Raw genomic sequence first — 19,295 nt, 5'->3', positions numbered from 1 at the left:
TCCCGGGGGTGTGGGGGCAGGGCCCCCACGCGCGATGTCACACCAGCACGGCGCCCGATTTGAACGCATCCGCATCAGCCGAAAGCAGCATCTCATTATGCGGCCTGCCCGAGGGAATCATCGGGAAGCAATTCTCATGCTTCTCGACGCGGCAATCAAAGATCACCGGCCCGTCATAACGGATCATCTCCAGGATCGCGTCATCGAGATCCTTCGGATCGTCGACCCGCAACCCTTTGCAGCCGAAAGCCTCTGCCAGTTTCACGAAATCGGGCAGGCTTTCCGACCAGGAATGCGAATAGCGCTCGCCATGCAACAGCTCCTGCCACTGGCGCACCATACCAAGCCGCTCATTGTTCAGGATGAACTGCTTGACCGGAGCGCGGAACTGCATCGCCGTCCCCATCTCCTGCATATTCATCAGCCAGGAGGCCTCACCCGCCACGTTGATCACCAGCGCTTCGGGATGCGCGACCTGCACCCCGATCGAGGCCGGAATGCCATAGCCCATGGTCCCGAGGCCGCCCGAGGTCATCCAGCGGTTCGGCTCGTCAAAGCCGAGGAACTGCGCCGCCCACATCTGATGCTGGCCGACTTCGGTGGTGATGTAGCGATCCATGCCCTTGGTCAGCGCTTCGAGCCGCTCCAGCGCATATTGCGGTTTGATCGTGCTCGAAGACGGCGTGTAGGAAAGGCAGTTGACCGACCGCCATTCATTGAGCTGACCCCACCATTTCGCGAGGCCATCTTTATTGACGCGGCGCCCGCGCGCCTTCCAGATCTTCAGCGCGTCTTCCAGGATATGGCCGACATCGCCCAGGATCGGCACATCGACGCGGATGACCTTATTGATGGATGACGGATCAATATCGATATGCACTTTCTTCGATTTCGGCGAGAAATCGGCGACGCGGCCGGTGATGCGGTCGTCAAAACGCGCGCCGACATTGATCATCAGATCGCAGCCATGCATCGCCAGATTGGCCTCGTAAAGCCCGTGCATCCCCAGCATCCCCAGCCAGGCCTTGCCGCTGGCCGGATAGGCGCCAAGCCCCATCAGCGTCGACGTGATCGGGAAACCGGTCGCCTCGACAAACTCACACAAGAGCTGGCTCGCGCCCTTGCCGGAATTGATCACGCCGCCGCCGGTATAGAACAAAGGCCGCTCGGCGGTCTCCATCAGTTCCACCATCCGGGTGATGGCGTCGATATCGCCCTTCACCCGCGGCTGGTAATGCGAGACCTTTACTTTCTCCGGCGCGGAATAGGGGCCGGTTGCAAATTGCACATCCTTGGGGATGTCGACGAGCACCGGGCCCGGACGGCCAGATTTCGCGACATGGAAAGCCTGGTGGATCGTATCCGAGAGCTTCTCGGTCTCTTTCACCAGCCAGTTCATCTTGGTGCAGGGGCGGGTGATGCCAACGGTGTCAGCCTCCTGGAACCCGTCGGTCCCGATCATGAAGGTCGGCACCTGGCCCGAGAGGACGAGGATCGGGATCGAATCCATCAGCGCATCGGTCAGCCCGGTCACGGCATTGGTCGCACCCGGCCCCGAGGTCACCAGCGCCACCCCCACCTTGCCGGTCGAACGCGCATAGCCTTCGGCCATATGGACTGCGCCCTGTTCGTGACGGACAAGAATATGGCGGATGTCGTTTTGCTGGAAAATCTCGTCATAGATCGGCAGGACTGCGCCGCCGGGATAGCCAAACACCACCTCGACGCCCTGATCCTTCAGAGCCTGCACCACCATCTTCGCGCCGGTCATCACCTTTGCCGTCATCGCTGCACCGTCATCCTCTCGCCAGCTCCTGCCAGCCGTTCCAAAACAAAAAGCCCCCGAGGGTTAATCCGGGGGCGCATGGGAGACCATTATGGCAACCGTTACCGGCCCATGCGCCTGTCCCTTACGACGACAATAATCCTGCCCATACGCATCTCCTCAGCGCAGCGGACTGTGAAAGCCCGCGCGACTGACGGGACCCTAAGGCAAGCTGCTGAGGGGCGTCAACCGTAAATCTGCACCGAATCTGTCCAGGAAGGGGTGAAAATCGCAACAATATTTCGACCACTGGTCGCGGAGGGCAATTTTCGTGTTTTCGTGCCCCGAATCTGTTGCAGCGCTGGCTTGTGGCTGAGGAGGGAGCGCGCCGCGCCGCCTGATTTTCCTTCAGGGTGAACCCGTACTCACAACGGATAATCGCAACAGGGCACAGAGGCGGACGGGCGGGTGCAGGTTTCATCCTGGCACTAATTGTCCCGACGGCGGCAAGCAGGACCAGCCGGAGGTGCTAAATCTTTTCAGGAGCCACGCGCCTCCGGCAGACTGATCTTTGCGACCTGTTCGGCGATCGGATCGACCGAGAGCGGATGAAGCTCGGCCCGGTGATCGGCGGGCGAGCCCAGATCGGTCCATTGCCCGCCCTTGAAAATCTCCAGCGCGTCAAAGCTGGCCTTATACCCCATCTTGCGGCTGCCTGGCACCCAATAGCCAAGATAGACATAGGGCAGCCCGGCCTCGCGCGCGATCTCGACATGATCAAGGATGATATAGCTGCCCAGCGAGCGCGCGTTCATCGCAGGGTCATAAAAGGAATAGACCATCGAAAGCCCGTCATCGAACACATCGGTCAGACAGACCGCCGCGAGCCGGCTGTCGTGGTCTGATCCATAGCGGTCCGACCCGCCAGGATCAGCGCTGTCCACGGGACGGGTATATTCGATCACCCGCGACCGGATCGGAGTTTCCTCGATCATGGCAGCGAATTCGAAAATATCCATATCCGCCATACCCCCATCGGCATGACGGGTGTCGAGATAGCGGCGGAACAGCTGGAACTGGTCTTCCGTCGCCCAGGGGCTGGTTGCGTTGCGGGTCAGATCCTCGTTCTTTTTCAAAACCCGCTTCTGGGTGCGCGAGGGCTTGAAATCCGCAACCCGGATCCGCGCCGAGAGACAGGCCGAACATTCCGCGCAGGACGGGCGGTAAAGCACATTCTGGCTGCGCCGGAAGCCCTGTTTCGACAGCGCATCATTCAGCTTTTGCGCATGCTCGCCCTGCAATGCGGTGAACAGCTTTCGCTCCATCCGCCCGTCGAGATAGGGGCAGGGCTGGGGTGCTGTCACATAGAATTGTGGGGCGATGGGAAGGGTATGGCGCATCGGGCTGTCGGGGGTGTTACGGGTCTCTGTCGGTTGGCGTGTCTTAAGTCCGGGCGCGGGAAGGGCGCCCTTTCGCAGGATGGTCTTTGGGACGCGGGCAATATTTTCAGGCAGGCCTGGCGGATCGGGCATGAACCCGGAGAGAGCCAGCGGTGGTCAGGCGAGACCCTAGCAAGGGCAATCCCATCCGACAACAGCGCAAATTCGGCAAAGCTGCGCTCCGGCCACTGGCCGGAGCGCTGATGTTTTCCTGTCTGTCAGGTGGTGGAAATCCTTCGCCGGGCACCTCTCAGCTGGTATGCCTCGCCGGCTGCGGCTTTGATACAGGCGACATCAGGGGCGCAGTGCCTCAGTATTCGCCACGGCGGGGCGCTTCGCCGGTTTCCGGCCGGGTTTCAGCGCCGGTTTCAGGCCGGGCGGCGGCGGCATCAGAGACGCCCCGGGCGCGTTCTTCCATGAAATGGTCGAATTCCTGCTTGTCGCGGGCATCGCGCAGGCGTTGGAGGAAGGATTCAAATGCGCTCTGTTCGTCTTCCAGACGGCGCAGGGTCTCATCGCGGTAAGAGTCGAAGGCCGCGTTGCCGGTGGCGCGGAACGGCGCGTGGCGGTCAAAGCCCTGGCGGCCAAAGCCATTACGGGCGCTGCGGTCATGTCTGCGGTTGCTGCAGGCGAATCCGAACATCTGTTTTCCCCAGATCATCCAGGCCAGAATTGCGAGGCCAAGTGGAACGAAAATCACGAACCCCGCCACCATGGCGGCAATCCAGGCCCATTTGCCACGGGCATCAAGCCAGGCCTCAGCCTGGCGAAGCCGGTCGGTAAACCCGCGAAAGGCCATCATGCCCGTGCGGGAACCAGCTGTGCTGTTCATCTCAAGGTCACTCCCTGTTCAGATGTAAATGTCGTTCACATGGATAATTTGCGGCTGGCTCCCGGTTCTTTCAAGGGGGATGTGAATGATATTTACATGGCCGGAGCCGCGATGCCTGGCGGTTCAGCGGCTTTTCGCCTGGGCCAGCCGTGACACCTCAGGCAGCCCGAGCGGTTCCTGCTGGCCGGAAAGGTGGAATTCTTTGCCAAAGCCGCTCCGCCCGCGATCAGGGGAATTGACCCCCCCGTCACCGCGCCGCATTTTGCGCTCATGTCAGATCACGCCTTTGCCGCCCGCATCACCCGCCAGCCCATCGCCTTCGATCCCGCAGCCGGGGCGGGGGCCATGGCTGAATTTGCCGATCTCGGGCCTCTGATGGCGGGGTTGATCGGGGGCATAGCGGGCTGTTCGCCCTATCTCGGCGGCTTGCTGGAACGCGAGGCCGTCTGGATCCGCCAGGCGCTCGCGGGCGCGCCGGAACATGCGCTCGCCTCGTTGCTGGCCGAGCCGCGCGAGGCCGGGCTTGATACTCTGGGTGCGGCGCTGCGCCAGGCCAAGCGGCGTGCGGCGCTCCTGACGGCGCTGTGCGATCTGGGCGGGGTCTGGCAGCTGAATGAAGTGACCGGCGCGCTCACCGCGCTTGCCGATCTCGCGGTCGATCTCAGTGTCAAATGGCTTGTGGCTGAGGAAATCCGCCGCGGCAAACTGCCGGGTGCTGACCCGCAGGATGCGGAGACCGCGGGTGGCATGACCGTGCTTGCCATGGGCAAGATGGGCGCGGGAGAGCTGAACTACTCCTCGGATATCGACCTCATCTGCCTTTTCGACCAGGAGCGCTATGGCGAGGACCAGGCCGAGGCCCGCGCCAGTTTTATTCGCGTGACCAAGAAAATGACGGCGATCCTCTCGGACGTGACCTCCGAGGGCTATGTTTTCCGCACCGATCTGCGGCTCCGGCCCGATGCCTCGGTGATGCCGGTCTGCCTCTCGATGGGGGCGGCCTATAATTACTATGAGGCGGAGGGGCGCACCTGGGAACGTGCGGCCTATATCAAGGCGCGGCCCTGTGGCGGCGATCTGGAGGCCGGGCGGCGCTTTTTGCAGTCGTTGACGCCCTTTGTCTGGCGCAAACATCTCGACTATGCCGCGATACAGGACGCGCATGACATGCGGCTGAGGATCCGCGAACATCGCGGGCTGAACGGGCCGCTGACGGTCGAGAACCACAATATCAAGCTCGGCCTTGGCGGCATCCGCGAGATCGAGTTTTTCACCCAGACCCGCCAGCTGATCGCCGGGGGCCGCGACCCGGATCTGCGTGATCCGACCACCGAAGGCGGCCTTGCGGCGCTGGCAGAAAAGGGCTGGATCCCCGGCGATGTGGCCACTGAGCTGACCACGCTTTACCGCGCGCATCGCGAGCTGGAGCACCGGCTCCAGATGGTCGGCGACGCTCAGACCCAGACCATGCCGCCGACGGCCGGGGGCGTCGCGCGGATCGCCGCCTTCATGGGCGAAGCCGAGGACCAGTTCCGCGAGGGGCTGATCACGCGGCTGAAGCGCACCGATGATCTGACCGAGGGCTTCTTCGCCCCTGATGCGCCCGCAGAGGAAGTGCCGCAGCTCTCCGATCACGCCCGTTCGATCGTCGGGGGCTGGCAGCATTACCCCTGTCTGCGCTCGGATCGCGCCCAGACCATTTTCCGCCGCCTCCGCCCGCAATTCCTGAAATCGCTGGCCGCAGCCGCCAATCCGGATGAGGCGCTGGTGGCACTTGACGGGTTTCTGGCGGGCCTGCCCTCGGGCGTGCAGATCTTCTCATTGTTCGAGGCCAATCCGCAGCTGGTGGCCCTGATCATCGACATTGCCGGCACCGCGCCGGAGCTTGCCCGTTATCTCTCACGCAATGCGGCGGTTCTTGATGCGGTGATCGGGGGGGCGTTCTTCGAGCCCTGGCCCGGCGCGCGCGGCCTGACGGCGGCGCTGTCGCAGCGGCTTGGGGACCTTGCCGATTACGAACGTCAGCTCGATGAGGCGCGGCGCTGGATGAAGGAATGGCATTTCCGCATCGGCGTTCATCACCTGCGCGGGCTGATCGACAGTTTCGAAGCCGGCAAGCAATATTCCGATCTGGCCGAGGCGGTGGTGGCCGCGCTCTGGCCCCGGGTCCTGGCTGAATTCGCGGCCAAACATGGCGCGCCGCCGGGCCGGGGCGCGGTGCTGCTGGGCATGGGAAGCCTTGGGGCAGGGCGGCTCAATGCCTGTTCTGACCTTGACCTGATCCTGATCTATGATGCTTTCGCGGACGGGGTCGAGGCCGAACATTCTGAGGGCCGCCGCCCGCTTCCGGTGCGCACCTATTACGCGCGGCTGACCCAGGCGATGGTGACCGCGCTGTCGGCCCAGACGGCGGGGGGCAGGCTTTACGAGGTCGATGTGCGGCTGCGCCCTTCGGGGCGCCAGGGGCCGGTTGCGACCTCGCTGACAGGCTGGCGCGATTATCAGATGACTGAGGCCTGGACCTGGGAACATCTCGCGCTGACGCGGGCGCGGGTGCTGGCCGGCGATCCGACGCTTGCCGTCGCGGTCGAAGAGGCCCGCCGCGAGGTGATCGCGGTGAAAGGCGCAGGCGGAAATGTGGTCGCCGATGTCGCGGCGATGCGGGCGCGGTTGCAGGAGGCCAAGCCCGCGCGCGGGGAATGGGAAACGAAAAACGGCCCCGGCCGGCTCATGGATATCGAGCTTGTCGCCGAAATGGCGGCGCTGATCACCGCGAACCCGGCCCGAACGATCGAGCGCCAGCTTGCCGGCGCGAAACAGGTGTTTGAGAAGTCCGATCAGGAAGGCCTTGCAAAGGCCTGGCGCTTCCTCTGGTCGCTCCATTGTGCGGCGCGGCTCCTGAGCGAAGGGCCACTTGATCCGGCCATGATCGGCGAAGGGGGGCGCGCGTTTTTGCTGCGCGAGACCGGGGAAAGCGACATGGAGACGCTTCTGGCACAGCTTCGGTCGGTGGTGGTGCTTGCAGGCGGCGTCTGCACGCGGCAATTTGCGGCAAAACAGAACGGGTAAGGCGATGGGGAGGCTGGCTGTGCGGCTGGAAGAGGCAGATCCGAAAGGACTGGTCCGGGAGAGCTACCGGATCGAAGGGATTTCGCCTGGCGAATGCCGGTCGATCTTCATGGACTGGGCGCTGAGTGTCGCGGATAATCGCAAGATCCCCGATGCGCTGCGCACCCTGATCGCGGAATACAGCGCCACCGCGCCGGATCATCCGATGAACGAGGTGCTGACCGCGGGGCTGATGCCCGCCGCAGAGCCAAAGCGCCGCGGCGGTCGTCTGGGAAGGTCAGCCTGAGAGGTCAGCGGCGGGCAAGGCCCCTGGCCTCAGCGGCCAGAAGGGTGACCTCGCTCCAGCTGCCGGCCGCAAGTGCGTCTTTCGGCGCCACCCAGCTGCCGCCCACGCAAAGCACATTCGGCAGGCCGAGATAATCCCCGGCGTTTTTCAGGCTGATGCCACCGGTCGGGCAAAACCGCACCTGGGGCAGTGGTGATGAGAGCGCCTTAAGAAACCCGGCACCGCCGGCCTGTTCGGCGGGAAAGAACTTCTGCACCGTATAGCCGCGCTCAAGCAAAGCCATGGCCTCCGAGGCCGAAGCCGCCCCCGGCAGCAGTGGCAGCCCCTCATCCTCGCAGGCCTCGATCAGCGCCTGGGTGGCACCGGGCGAAACCCCGAATTTCGCGCCGGCGGCCATCGCCGCCTTCACATCCGTGCGGGTCAGGAGCGTCCCCGCCCCGACCACACCGCCCTCGACCTCGGCCATTGCGCGGATCACCTCCAGCGCAGCCTTCGTGCGCAGGGTAACCTCAAGCGCGGGCAGGCCACCTGCGACCAGGGCTTTCGCCAGCGGCGCGGCCTGGGTCACATCTTCTACGATCAGAACCGGTACAACCGGTGCCAGCCGGCAGATCTGTTCAGCGGCAATGGATTGCTCTGCGGGGGTCATGTCTCTTCCTCGGACAGGGATCTGCCAGCGGCAGCGTTAAGTTTTATCAAGGGGAAAACAGCATCTTCCTCTTGACCTGAATTCTCCCGCCAGAGGCCTCCGGCAGATGTCAGGAATCGCGGCGGCGGATCAGACCACCACTGCCGCGCCATGTTCCGCATTGCCGACCGAGCGGCGGAACATCTCGAAAAGCTCGCGTCCGGTGCCATATCCGTTGGCGCTCAGATCGGCCACGACCGGGGCACGGGTCGCGAAATCGGGGGCGAGGCAGGTCAGCTCCCCCTTCGCTGCATCAAGGCGCAACAGATCACCATCCTGCAACCGCGCGAGCGGGCCGCCACAGGCAGCTTCGGGTGAGACATGGATTGCAGCCGGCACCTTGCCGCTGGCACCCGACATGCGGCCATCGGTCACCAGCGCCACTTTCAGCCCGCGATCCTGCAACACGGTCAGCACCGGCGTCAGCGAATGCAGCTCGGGCATTCCATTGGCCTGCGGCCCCTGGAAGCGCAACACCACGATCATATCGCTGGTGAACTCTCCGCGTTTGAAGGCCGCTTTGACGCTTTCCTGGTCATGGAACACCCGGGCAGGTGCTTCGATCACATGGCGCTCGGGCGCCACGGCGGAGATCTTGATCACCGCGCGACCGAGATTGCCCTCCAGCTGCCGCAACCCGCCGGTCTCGGCAAAGGGATCGGCAGCCGGACGCAGGATCCTGTCGTTCAGTGTTTTTGCCGGGCCTTCGCGGTAGCGGAAGGTGCCCTCATGCAATTCGGGCTCGCGCGTGTAATGTGTCAGCCCGTCGCCCGCGACCGTCTTCACATCCTCATGCAAAAGCCCCGCGCCCAGCAGATCGCGGATCAGGAACTGCAAGCCTCCCGCCGCGTGGAAATGGTTCACATCCGCCAGCCCGTTCGGATAGACCCGTGCCATCAGCGGCACGGCCCCCGACAGATCGTCAAAGTCCTCAAGGTCGAGCAGCACGCCCGAGGCCCTGGCCATAGCGGGCAGATGCAGCACAAGATTGGTCGAGCCACCCGTGGCCATCAGTCCGACAATCCCGTTCACATAGGCGCGCTCATCAAGGATCTCGCCCGCCGGGCGGAAATCATTGCCCAAAGCGGTGATCGCCGCCGCGCGCGCCACAGCCGCCTCGGTCAGCGCCTCGCGCAAAGGCGTGCCCGGGTTGACGAAAGTGGCGCCGGGGAGGTGGAGGCCCATCACCTCCATCAGCATCTGGTTTGTATTGGCGGTGCCGTAAAAGGTGCAGGTGCCCGGCCCGTGATAGGAGGCCATCTCGGCCGCCATCAGTTCCTCGCGCGTGGCCTTGCCCTCGGCGAAGGCGGCACGGACCCTGGCTTTCTCGTCATTGCCGATGCCGCTGGTCATCGGGCCTGCGGGGATGAAAATCGACGGGATATGGCCAAAAGTGGCGGCGGCCATGATCAGCCCCGGCACGATCTTGTCGCAAACCCCGAGCCACAGCGCCGAGTCGTAACAGTCATGGCTGAGTGAGACGCCGGCCGCCAGCGCGATCACATCACGCGAAAACAGCGACAGCTCCATCCCCGGCTGGCCCTGGGTCACGCCGTCACACATCGCGGGTACACCGCCTGCGACCTGGGCAGTGGCCCCGAGCCTGCGCGCGGTCTCGCGGATGATCTTCGGGTAATCCTCATAGGGCTGATGCGCTGAGAGCATGTCGTTGTAAGCCGTGATCACCCCGATATTCGGCGCCCGGCCAAGCGCGAGATCCGCCTTGTCGGGGCCCATCGCCGCATAGGCATGGGCCTGGTTGGAACAGCTCAGATGCGCGCGCACCGGGCCTTTGGCAACCGCCGCCTCCATCCGCGCCAGATAGGCGGAGCGCGAGTGCTCTGACCGCCTGCGGATCCGGTCGGTGACGCGGGCGATGATCGGGTTCAGGTCTGGCCTCGATGTCATGATGGTCTCTCGGTCCTGGCTTTGGGGATCTCCGTCGCGGGTGTCAGAGGGCCGCATATCGGAGAAGCTGGGGCGGAAATCGGGTCGGCAGGGGAATCCTGGTTGAAGATAAGTCTGTTAGCGCTAACATTAAAGGGGTGAGCCCCATTTTGCAAGAGCTTTGCCATGGGAACAGCACAAAATGGCGGCTGGGTCAAAGGCCGGATATCGCGATCCGGCGTGAGAGCCGGGCGCAACCGTATTCCACTGCCGAAGAGCGACCATGCCACTTTCACAAAGTGACGCGGTTGAGTAAGAGGAGGGCATGACAGAGACAGATATCCCCACCGCCGCGTATAAATATCCAACTGTGCGGCTGCGGCCCAAGGCTGAGGCCCGCGCGATCCGCCACGGCTACCCCTGGGTCTATGCCGATGAGCTGGTGATGGACCGCCGGACCTCCGCGCTGGCGCCGGGTGCGCTCGCGGTGCTGGAAGATGCCGAGCGCCGGCCGCTTGGCCTTGTGACCATAAATCCCGCATCGAAGATCGTGGCGCGGATGCTCGACCGCGATCCGGAGGCGGCGATTGATGAGGCCTGGTTCAAAGCACGTCTGACGCGGGCACTGGCTGCGCGGGCACGGCTTTACCCCGAGCCCTTCTACCGCCTGGTTCATGCCGAGGCCGACGGGCTTCCCGGCGTTGTGATCGACCGCTTCGGCGATGTGGCGGTGGTGCAGCCCAATGCCGCCTGGGCCGAAGCGCATCTCGCGACCCTCGTCTCGGCGCTGGCAGCAGTCACCGGCGTGACAACCGTGATCAAGAACGGCTCGGGCCGGGCACGGGGGCTTGAGGGCCTTTCCGAAGAGATCGTGACCGTGCTGGGCACAACGCCTGCCGCGCCGCTTGCTGTACCGATGAACGGTGCGACCTATCTTGCCGACCTGACCGGGGGGCAAAAGACCGGGCTCTTCTTTGACCAGCGCGAGAACCATGCATTCACGGCCCGGCTGGCGCGCGGGGCGCGGGTGCTGGATATGTTCAGCCATGTCGGCGGTTTCGCTCTGGCGGCTTTGGCCGGGGGCGCCGAAAGCGCACTGGCAGTCGACGGATCTGCGCCGGCGCTGGCGCTGGCCGAGGGAGGCGCAAAAGCCTCGGGCGTAGCAGAGCGGTTTTCGACGCGGCAGGGCGATGCCTTCCAGGTGCTCGAGGCGCTTGGGGCGGAAGGGGCGCAGTTCGATCTGGTGATCTGCGACCCGCCGGCCTTTGCTCCGGCCAAACCGGCGCTTGAGGCCGGGCTCAGGGCCTATGAACGGGTGGCAAAGCTGGCGGCTGCGCTGGTTGCGCCCGGCGGCTATCTGGTCCTCTGTTCCTGTTCGCATGCCGCGGATCTTTCATCCTTCCGCAATGCTTCGGCCCGCGGGATCGGGCGGGGCGGGCGGCGCGGGCAGCTGATCTATACCGGTTTTGCCGGCCCCGACCATCCGGTGCTGCCGCAGCTTGCGGAAACGGGGTATCTCAAGGCGCTCGCCTTCCGCCTGGACGGCTGAGATGAAGGCCGTTCTCGACGCTTGTGTCCTCTTCCCGACGGTTTTGCGGGAGATCTTGCAGGGCGCGGGTGAGGCGGGTCTCTATGAGCCGGTCTGGTCCGACCGGATCCTCGGCGAATGGACGCATTCGTCGGCCAAACTCGGGCCCGGGGTGCAGGTGGTGGCCGAAGGCGAGGCTGCGCTGTTTCGCGCGGCTTTCCCGCGCGGACGGGTGGCGCCACAACCGGCCATCGAGGCGCGCCTGGTGTTGCCCGATCCCGGCGATCTGCATGTGCTGGCGACGGGCATCGCCGGCCATGCCGATGCGATTGTGACCTTCAACGCCTCGGATTTTCCTGGTCATGTTCTGGCGGAGGAAGGCATTTCCCGAAGGGATCCGGATGGCTTTCTGTGGGAGCTGCACTCGCGCGCGCCGGAAAAGATGGCGGCGATTGTCGAGCGGGTGCGTGCAAAAGCCGAAAACCTGTCCGGCCAGCCGGTCGGCGTGAAACCGCTTTTGAAACGCGTGCGGCTCTTTCGTCTCGCCAAAGCCCTGGCCGGCTGATCCGGCACGAAAACGGGCGCCTAAAGGCGCCCGCAAATTTCGGAAACGAAATTTGTGCCGGATTTTTTGAAAAAATCCGGCTTCTGGCTGAGGTCAGCCCTTCAGGATCGAACGCCCCGCGTATTCGGCGGTTTCGCCCAGCATTTCTTCGATACGGATCAGCTGGTTGTATTTTGCCATCCGGTCCGAGCGCGACAGCGAGCCGGTCTTGATCTGACCGCAATTCGTCGCGACGGCGAGATCAGCGATGGTGCTGTCTTCGGTCTCGCCCGAACGATGCGACATCACATTGGTATAGCGCGCGCGATGTGCCATATCGACGGCCTCAAGCGTCTCGGTCAGGGTGCCGATCTGGTTGACCTTCACCAGCATCGAATTGGCGATACCCTTGCTGATGCCCTCGGCCAGACGGCGCGGATTGGTCACGAAAAGATCGTCACCCACCAGCTGCACCTTGTTGCCGATCCTGTCGGTCAGAAGCTTCCAGCCCGCCCAGTCATCTTCGGCCATACCGTCTTCGATCGAGATGATCGGGTAATCCGCCGCGAGCTTCGCGAGGTATTCGGCATTCTCTTCCGAGGAAAGCGAGATGCCTTCACCCTTCATCTCATATTTGCCGCCCTTGAAATACTCGGTCGCGGCGCAATCGAGGGCGAGGTAGATATCCTCGCCGGGCTTGTAACCTGCCTTTTCAATCGCCTTCAGAATGAAGTCGAGCGCCACGCGCGACGAAGACAGGTTCGGCGCAAAGCCTCCCTCATCGCCGACATTGGTGCCATAGCCCGCTGCCGACAGCTCTTTTTTCAGCGTGTGGAAGACTTCCGACCCCATGCGGACCGCGTCACGGATATCATCCGCGCCGACCGGCATGATCATGAATTCCTGAATGTCGATCGGGTTGTCGGCATGTTCGCCGCCATTGATGATATTCATCATCGGGACCGGCAGCACGCGCGCCGAGGTGCCGCCGATATAGCGGTAGAGCGGCTGGGTGGTGTATTCCGCCGCAGCCTTTGCCACCGCGAGCGAGACGCCGAGGATCGCATTCGCGCCAAGGCGGGATTTGTTCGGCGTGCCGTCCATCTCGATCATGGTGCGGTCGATGCCGGTCTGTTCGGTGGCGTCATAGCCAACCAGCTCTTCGGCGATCTCGCCATTGACGGCAGCCACCGCCTCCAGCACGCCTTTGCCGAAATAGCGGGATTTGTCGCCATCGCGGCGCTCATTGGCCTCATGGGCGCCGGTCGAGGCCCCCGAGGGCACTGCAGCGCGGCCCATGGCGCCGCTTTCCAGCACCACATCGACCTCTACGGTCGGATTGCCGCGGCTGTCGAGAATTTCGCGGGCGTGAATGTCAATGATCGTGCTCATCGTAAGCTCCGGGTCAGACGTTTCTGTTTCAGTCGGGCGGGATGGGCCGATCCCGATCCCCGTTTAGCGGGAGCCGCCGCCCTGGGGAAGGGCGGCAATCCCCAGGCCTGCGTGTTTTTTGCAGGGCTTGTTGCGTTCTGGTTAATGCGCCCGTTTTCTGGCGCGGCCGAACATATAGAGGCCGGACAGGATCACGAGGCCCGATCCGATCACCACATTGAGGCTCAGATGTTCGCCAAGGAAAAGGACAGCCAGTATGAACGCGAATACCAGGCGCGTGTAACGAAACGGTGCCACGGCCGAAACTTCGCCGATCCGCATCGACTCGACCACCATATAGTAACCGATCAGCCCGGCTAAGACCGCGCAGGCCAGCACCACACCCTGTTCGGGGGCGGGCGCCTGGAAGCCCTCGCCGCGCACCAGCATCAGAAGCACGCCCGCAGGGACCGAGGCCAGAACCCCCCAGGAGGAAAGGCTCATTGTTCCCAGATGCGGCGGCAACCGGCGCGTCACGAGGTCGCGTACCGAAAGGGCTATGACGCAGCCGACCATGGCGAGGCCGGCAATGTCGATCCCGGCCTTCCAGGGTTCCAGAATGATCATCACACCGACAAAGCCGGTCAGGATCGAGATCCAGCGCCGCCAGCCGACGGTCTCGCCCAGAAACAGCGCGGCCCCCGCAGTGATCATCAGGGGCGAAGCCTGTAACAGCGCCGAGGCCATTGCCATAGGCACCAGCGCCAGTGCCAGCAGATAGGTGAAAGCTGCCACCCCCTCCGAGACATTGCGGATCAGCGCCATGCCGCGCAATGCGGCCATACTGAACACCGCCTCGCCACGACGCAGCGCCAGGAGCGCGAAAATACCGCCCCCCGCAAGGCCGTTGATCACCAGGACCTGGCCCGGCGGCATCGAGACTGCGGCATGTTTGAGAAAGGTATCCTCGATGGCAAAAGCGGCCATGGCGCTGACCATCAGTACAGCGGCCCTGCGGTTTTCTGTCACGCTTGCGGCAGCGCTTGTTGCCGCGCGTTCTGCGGCGCTGTCCGGGGCGGCATTCGGGGCACTCATTCGCTAAACTCCTTCACACCGCCTGCCGGCCCCTGGGCCGGTTTTGCCATCAGGGACGCGCTTACGCCCGGCATATGGTGGTGACTTTCCTGCTCTTAGCCCGAGTTTTACGCAGGGGAAAGTGACGCAGCCGTCTCACCTGCGACAGAATGAGGCAGCGGCGACCCCTGTTTGCGATTTCGCGCGGTTGCGACATTTTTGCCCGGCACCACATACGGCGTTTTGGGGAATCGGTCGCATGACTGTTTTCCACAGGCTAACCCAGTGCACCGCGTATCTGGCCAGGCTTCATCCGCGATGTGAAGCTTTTGGGCCAAACCGCCCGGATCGGAGGGAAAAGCCGGCACCGGCCAGAAGACATCCCGGAATCGTCCACAGATTTGCCCACATCCGCGCCCCGTGAGCCCTGGGGCGGGGCCTGGCCCGTCGCAGGCATATGACCCCGTGACGTCAAGATGACAATGCGGACCAGGACGGAAATAAATCCGTTGAAACTGCGGTTTTCCTACGACACGTTGCTCGCGAGGCAAGTCAGACCACCATATGTTGTATTCGTTACACCAAGACCTTTCCAGGCCGGCTTTTGGCGGCGGAACCGGGCCCCGTGTGGTGGTTCATGCCCGGGATGTCACGACCAGCGCTACATCCGCAAAAACAAGGGCCGCAAATGACCCACAGGGGACAGAGCAATGAAAATCGAGCGCAGATTTACCAATGCCACGGGCGGCGCCTGGGGCGCGGTGGATTTCACCACCACCACTTCCGAGATCCGCAACCCGGATGGCCGCATCGTCTTTCGCAATGACGCGGTCGAGGTGCCCGAGGGCTGGAGCCAGGTCGCATCGGATGTGATCGCCCAGAAATACTTCCGCCGCGCAGGCGTTCCGGTGCGGCTGAAGCGGGTCAAAGAAAAGGGCATGCCCGAATTTCTCTGGCGCTCGGTCGCGGATGAGGCGGCGCTGGCGCTTTTGCCCGAGGGTGAGCGCTATACCGGCGAGACCTCGGCAAAGCAGGTCTTCGACCGCCTTGCCGGCGCCTGGGCCTATTGGGGCTGGAAAGGCGGCTATTTCACCCGCGCGGAAGACGCGCAGCACTATCTTGACGAGATGCGCTATATGCTGGCGCGGCAGATGTCGGCGCCGAATTCACCGCAATGGTTCAATACCGGGCTGCATTGGGCCTATGGGATCGACGGGCCGGGGCAGGGCCATTTCTATGTCGATCATGTCAGCGGCAAACTGGTGCAATCCACCAGCGCCTATGAGCACCCCCAGCCGCATGCCTGTTTCATCCAGTCGGTCTCGGATGATCTGGTGAAAGAGGGCGGCATCATGGATCTCTGGGTCCGTGAGGCGCGTCTGTTCAAATATGGATCTGGCACGGGTACCAATTTCTCGTCGCTCAGGGGCGAGAATGAAAAGCTGTCGGGGGGCGGCAAATCCTCGGGGCTGATGGGGTTCCTGAAGATCGGTGACCGGGCGGCAGGGGCGATCAAATCCGGTGGCACCACGCGGCGCGCGGCCAAGATGGTGATCTGCGACATGGATCACCCCGATATTGAGCAATTCATCAACTGGAAGGTGATCGAGGAGCAGAAGGTCGCCTCGCTGGTCGCCGGATCCAAAGCGCATGAGCGCGAGCTGAACGGGATTTTCGCGGCGATCCGCGCCTGGGATGGCAATGAGGCGGATGCCTTTGATCCGGGCCGGAATAAGGCCCTGAAAGCAGCGATCCGTTCCGCGAAGAAAGCTCTGATCCCGGACACATATACCAATCGCGTGTTGCAATATGCCGCCCAGGGCTTCGACAGTATCGAATTCCCGACCTATGACACCGACTGGGACTCCGAGGCCTATTCCACGGTCTCGGGCCAGAATTCGAACAATTCGGTGCGGGTGACGGATGCTTTCCTTGCGGCGGTGCGCGACGATCTGCCATGGGAGCTGATCCGCCGCACCGATGGCGGGGTGGCGAAAACCGTTTCGGCCCGTGATCTCTGGGATCAGGTCGGCCATGCCGCCTGGGCCTGCGCAGATCCCGGGATCCAGTTTCATGACACGGTCAATGCCTGGCATACCTGCCCGGAAGACGGGCCGATCCGGGGCTCGAACCCCTGTTCGGAATATATGTTCCTGGATGATACCGCCTGCAATCTGGCGTCCCTGAACCTGCTGACCTTCTGGAAGGGCGGGAGGTTCCAGGCCGAGGCCTTTGTCCATGCCTGCCGGCTCTGGACGCTGACGCTGGAAATCTCGGTGATGATGGCGCAATTCCCGTCAAAGGAAATCGCGCAAAGGTCGTATGAATTCCGCACCCTGGGCCTCGGCTATGCCAATATCGGCGGGCTTTTGATGAATATGGGGCTCGGCTACGATTCCGCCCAGGGCCGCGCGCTCTGTGGCGCGCTGACCGCGATCATGACCGGCATTTCCTACGCGACCTCTGCCGAGATGGCGGCAGAGCTGGGCGCTTTCCCCGGCTATGCGAAGAACCGCGATGCGATGCTGCGGGTGATCCGCAACCACCGCGCGGCTTCCAATGGCAGCGGCGACTATGCCGGGCTGAACGTGGCCCCGGTCGCGCTTGATCATGCGAATTGCCCCGATGAGGCGCTGGTAGCACTTGCCCGGCGCGCCTGGGATGAGGCACTGTCGCTGGGCGAGGTGCATGGCTTCCGCAATGCCCAGGTCTCGGTCATCGCGCCCACCGGCACGATCGGTCTGGTGATGGATTGCGACACCACCGGCATCGAGCCAGATTTCGCGCTGGTGAAGTTCAAGAAACTCGCCGGCGGTGGCTATTTCAAGATCATCAACCAGTCGGTGCCGGCGGCGCTTGAAGCCCTGGGCTATCCCGCGCATCAGGCGGCCGAGATTGTGGCTTACGCGGTCGGGCATGGCAGTCTCGCCCAGGCACCCGCAATCAACCATACCGCGCTGATCGGTCATGGCTTTGGGGCCGCCGAAATCGCGAAGATCGAGGCGGCTTTGCCCACGGCCTTCGATATCCGCTTTGTCTTCAACCAATGGACGCTTGGCGAAGAGTTCTGCAAGGGCACGCTTGGCATTCCGGAAACCGAGCTGATGGATCCCGGTTTCGATCTGCTGAAACATCTGGGCTTTGCCCGCGCCCAGATCGAGGCGGCAAATGATCATGTCTGCGGCACCATGACGCTGGAAGGCGCGCCGCATCTGAACCCGTCGCATCTTGCAGTCTTCGACTGCGCCAGCCCCTGCGGCCGCAAGGGCAATCGTCTGCTCAGCGTCGAAAGCCATATCCTCATGATGGCCGCCGCGCAGAGCTTTATCTCGGGCGCGATTTCCAAGACGATCAACATGCCGTCCTCGCCAGGATCGACGAGGTGCTGGCGGCTTACGCACTGTCCCACAGCCTCGGCGTCAAGGCCAATGCGATCTATCGCGACGGATCGAAACTGTCGCAACCGCTGGCGGCGGCGCTGATCGAAGGCGATGATGAGGCCGAAGAGGTGATGGAGACCGGCACGCCGCAGGAAAAGGCCCGGGTGATTGCCGAGAAGATCATCGAAAAGGTGGTCGTCAAAGAGATCGTCCGTTCACACCGCGAAAAGCTGCCCGAGCGGCGCAAGGGCTATACGCAAAAAGCGCTAATCGGCGGCCATAAGGTCTATCTCAGGACCGGCGAATATGCCGATGGCGCGCTTGGCGAGATTTTCATCGACATGCATAAGGAAGGTGCGGGCTTCCGTGCCATGATGAACAACTTCGCAATCGCAGTGAGCGTCGGGTTGCAATATGGTGTTCCGCTTGAGGAATTCGTCGATGCCTTCACTTTCACCCGGTTTGAGCCGGCGGGGATGGTGCAGGGGAACGATTCAATCCGCAACGCGACCTCGATCCTCGACTACATCTTCCGCGAACTGGCGATTTCCTATCTCGACCGCACCGATCTGGCGCATGTCGCGCCCAAGGGCACCGCGTTTGACGATCTCGGCCGTGGCGATGACGAGGGCAAGCCCGATCAGCGTGCCGCAGCCGCACCGGTGACGCGTTCGGTGGAGCTTCTGAAATCGATCAGTTCGACCGGCTATCTGAGAAATCGCCTGCCGCAGGATCTGCTTCCGGGTCATGACAAGTCAGCAGCCGGAATCGATCCGGTGACGGCGCTGAATATGCTGATCCCGGGCACCCGAACGCCCGGCAGCAGCCTTGCTGCGCTGAATGCCGGATCCGACGCGCGGAGCCGCGCGAAACTGCAGGGCTATACCGGAGATTCCTGCACTGAATGCGGCAATTACACGCTGGTCCGCAACGGAACCTGCCTGAAATGCACCACCTGCGGTGGCACAACCGGCTGCAGCTGAGGGCGCGCGGGGTGTCATTGAAGCATATGAGAGCGGGTTGTACCCATAAGCTTGCACTGACCCCGCCATGACCTGCATTCCTGCACATGAGCCGACTTAAATGGAAGAGCGCGGATCGACATGGATCCGCGCCTTTCCCGTTTCAGATCAGTGTGTTGTGTCGCTATGCTGTCTCAGGATCTGAGTATGCGCATCCGATTGCCAATCCCGTTACCGTTCCATTGTTGCCCGAGGCGATAATGATCTCTTTCGCCACGCGTCTTGCGGTGGCAAATCGTGTGTGTCGGCTCTTTACCCCTTTGTGGGCCCTCGGGCTGGATCTGACGGCCCAGGTTAACGAGATGAGGGTCAGATAAAACTCCTGGCCGACTATGGCGGTTAGACACGCCCGATCTCTGCGGGGCTTCGGATGATGGGCTTGTCTGGATCAGGTCAGAACGACTGGCCCT

The 19,295-nt window shown here is 63.1% G+C and carries 12 protein-coding genes and 1 pseudogene; 5 read left to right on the top strand and 8 right to left on the bottom strand.

The features are described 5' to 3' along the window. Nucleotides 1–37: 37 nt before the first annotated feature. From QNO18_RS13060 to QNO18_RS13045, 4 genes are all read right to left on the bottom strand, one after another. Entirely contained in the window at nt 38–1,786 is a 1,749-nt protein-coding gene (locus QNO18_RS13060; protein ID WP_283178009.1) for an acetolactate synthase 3 large subunit, read from the bottom strand. Nucleotides 1,787–2,304: 518 nt separating this feature from the next. Continuing rightward, a complete protein-coding gene (locus QNO18_RS13055) occupies nt 2,305–3,165 on the bottom strand; it encodes an arginyltransferase (protein WP_283178008.1) in 861 nt (286 codons plus the stop codon). A gap of 349 nt (nt 3,166–3,514) precedes the next feature. After that, nucleotides 3,515–4,006 (bottom strand): DUF2852 domain-containing protein, encoded by a 492-nt coding sequence (locus QNO18_RS13050; protein ID WP_283178801.1) that lies wholly within the window; start codon nt 4,004–4,006, stop codon nt 3,515–3,517. Nucleotides 4,007–4,159: 153 nt separating this feature from the next. Further along, nucleotides 4,160–4,297, bottom strand: a complete 138-nt coding sequence (locus QNO18_RS13045) for a hypothetical protein (protein WP_283178007.1) — start codon at nt 4,295–4,297, stop codon at nt 4,160–4,162. Between the two features lie 9 nt (nt 4,298–4,306). On the opposite strand from QNO18_RS13045, the gene QNO18_RS13040 reads away from it, so the two are divergent. Both QNO18_RS13040 and QNO18_RS13035 read left to right on the top strand, forming a co-directional pair. Beyond that, nucleotides 4,307–7,105 carry a glutamine-synthetase adenylyltransferase gene (locus tag QNO18_RS13040; RefSeq protein WP_283178006.1) on the top strand — a complete coding sequence of 933 codons (2,799 nt, stop codon included), beginning with the start codon at nt 4,307–4,309 and terminating at the stop codon, nt 7,103–7,105. A gap of 19 nt (nt 7,106–7,124) precedes the next feature. Continuing rightward, entirely contained in the window at nt 7,125–7,391 is a 267-nt protein-coding gene (locus tag QNO18_RS13035) for a hypothetical protein (RefSeq protein WP_283178800.1), read from the top strand. A 4-nt stretch (nt 7,392–7,395) separates the two neighbouring features. Here the strand turns inward: QNO18_RS13035 and eda are convergent, their stop codons facing one another. Further along, nucleotides 7,396–8,040 carry a bifunctional 4-hydroxy-2-oxoglutarate aldolase/2-dehydro-3-deoxy-phosphogluconate aldolase gene (eda, locus tag QNO18_RS13030; protein WP_283178005.1) on the bottom strand — a complete coding sequence of 215 codons (645 nt, stop codon included), beginning with the start codon at nt 8,038–8,040 and terminating at the stop codon, nt 7,396–7,398. Between the two features lie 129 nt (nt 8,041–8,169). Next, nucleotides 8,170–9,987 (bottom strand): phosphogluconate dehydratase, encoded by a 1,818-nt coding sequence (gene edd, locus QNO18_RS13025; RefSeq protein ID WP_283178004.1) that lies wholly within the window; start codon nt 9,985–9,987, stop codon nt 8,170–8,172. A 304-nt stretch (nt 9,988–10,291) separates the two neighbouring features. On the opposite strand from edd, the gene QNO18_RS13020 reads away from it, so the two are divergent. Further along, a complete protein-coding gene (locus QNO18_RS13020; protein WP_283178003.1) occupies nt 10,292–11,515 on the top strand; it encodes an RSP_2647 family RNA methyltransferase in 1,224 nt (407 codons plus the stop codon). A gap of 1 nt (nt 11,516) precedes the next feature. Next, on the top strand, nt 11,517–12,059 hold the full coding sequence (locus QNO18_RS13015; protein WP_283178002.1) for an RSP_2648 family PIN domain-containing protein: 543 nt from the start codon (nt 11,517–11,519) through the stop codon (nt 12,057–12,059). Nucleotides 12,060–12,152: 93 nt separating this feature from the next. On the opposite strand, the gene eno is transcribed toward QNO18_RS13015, so the two are convergent. After that, a complete protein-coding gene (gene eno, locus QNO18_RS13010) occupies nt 12,153–13,430 on the bottom strand; it encodes a phosphopyruvate hydratase (protein ID WP_283178001.1) in 1,278 nt (425 codons plus the stop codon). 141 nt (nt 13,431–13,571) lie between these two features. Then, complete coding sequence (locus tag QNO18_RS13005) at nt 13,572–14,504, bottom strand: DMT family transporter (protein ID WP_283178000.1); 933 nt, start codon at nt 14,502–14,504, stop codon at nt 13,572–13,574. 689 nt (nt 14,505–15,193) lie between these two features. Here QNO18_RS13005 and QNO18_RS13000 point away from each other — a divergent pair. Further along, nucleotides 15,194–18,846 (top strand): annotated as a pseudogene (locus QNO18_RS13000) (vitamin B12-dependent ribonucleotide reductase). Nucleotides 18,847–19,295: the final 449 nt, after the last annotated feature.

It is taken from the genome of Gemmobacter sp. 24YEA27 (assembly GCF_030052995.1).
In the GTDB taxonomy this organism is placed as follows: domain Bacteria; phylum Pseudomonadota; class Alphaproteobacteria; order Rhodobacterales; family Rhodobacteraceae; genus Pseudogemmobacter.
The sequence above is the reverse complement of the archived record's forward strand: the minus strand, read 5'-3'. Positions and strand labels throughout refer to the sequence as shown.

What these genes read in the sequence shown, in the direction of transcription:
- QNO18_RS13060 (WP_283178009.1), bottom strand. Translation starts at nt 1,786, where the DNA reads ATGACGGCAAAGGTGATGACCGGCGCGAAGATGGTGGTGCAGGCTCTG.
- QNO18_RS13055 (WP_283178008.1), bottom strand. Translation starts at nt 3,165, where the DNA reads ATGCGCCATACCCTTCCCATCGCCCCACAATTCTATGTGACAGCACCC.
- QNO18_RS13050 (WP_283178801.1), bottom strand. Translation starts at nt 4,006, where the DNA reads ATGATGGCCTTTCGCGGGTTTACCGACCGGCTTCGCCAGGCTGAGGCC.
- QNO18_RS13045 (WP_283178007.1), bottom strand. Translation starts at nt 4,297, where the DNA reads ATGCGGCGCGGTGACGGGGGGGTCAATTCCCCTGATCGCGGGCGGAGC.
- QNO18_RS13040 (WP_283178006.1), top strand. Translation starts at nt 4,307, where the DNA reads ATGTCAGATCACGCCTTTGCCGCCCGCATCACCCGCCAGCCCATCGCC.
- eda (WP_283178005.1), bottom strand. Translation starts at nt 8,040, where the DNA reads ATGACCCCCGCAGAGCAATCCATTGCCGCTGAACAGATCTGCCGGCTG.
- edd (WP_283178004.1), bottom strand. Translation starts at nt 9,987, where the DNA reads ATGACATCGAGGCCAGACCTGAACCCGATCATCGCCCGCGTCACCGAC.
- QNO18_RS13020 (WP_283178003.1), top strand. Translation starts at nt 10,292, where the DNA reads ATGACAGAGACAGATATCCCCACCGCCGCGTATAAATATCCAACTGTG.
- QNO18_RS13015 (WP_283178002.1), top strand. Translation starts at nt 11,517, where the DNA reads ATGAAGGCCGTTCTCGACGCTTGTGTCCTCTTCCCGACGGTTTTGCGG.
- eno (WP_283178001.1), bottom strand. Translation starts at nt 13,430, where the DNA reads ATGAGCACGATCATTGACATTCACGCCCGCGAAATTCTCGACAGCCGC.
- QNO18_RS13005 (WP_283178000.1), bottom strand. Translation starts at nt 14,504, where the DNA reads ATGAGTGCCCCGAATGCCGCCCCGGACAGCGCCGCAGAACGCGCGGCA.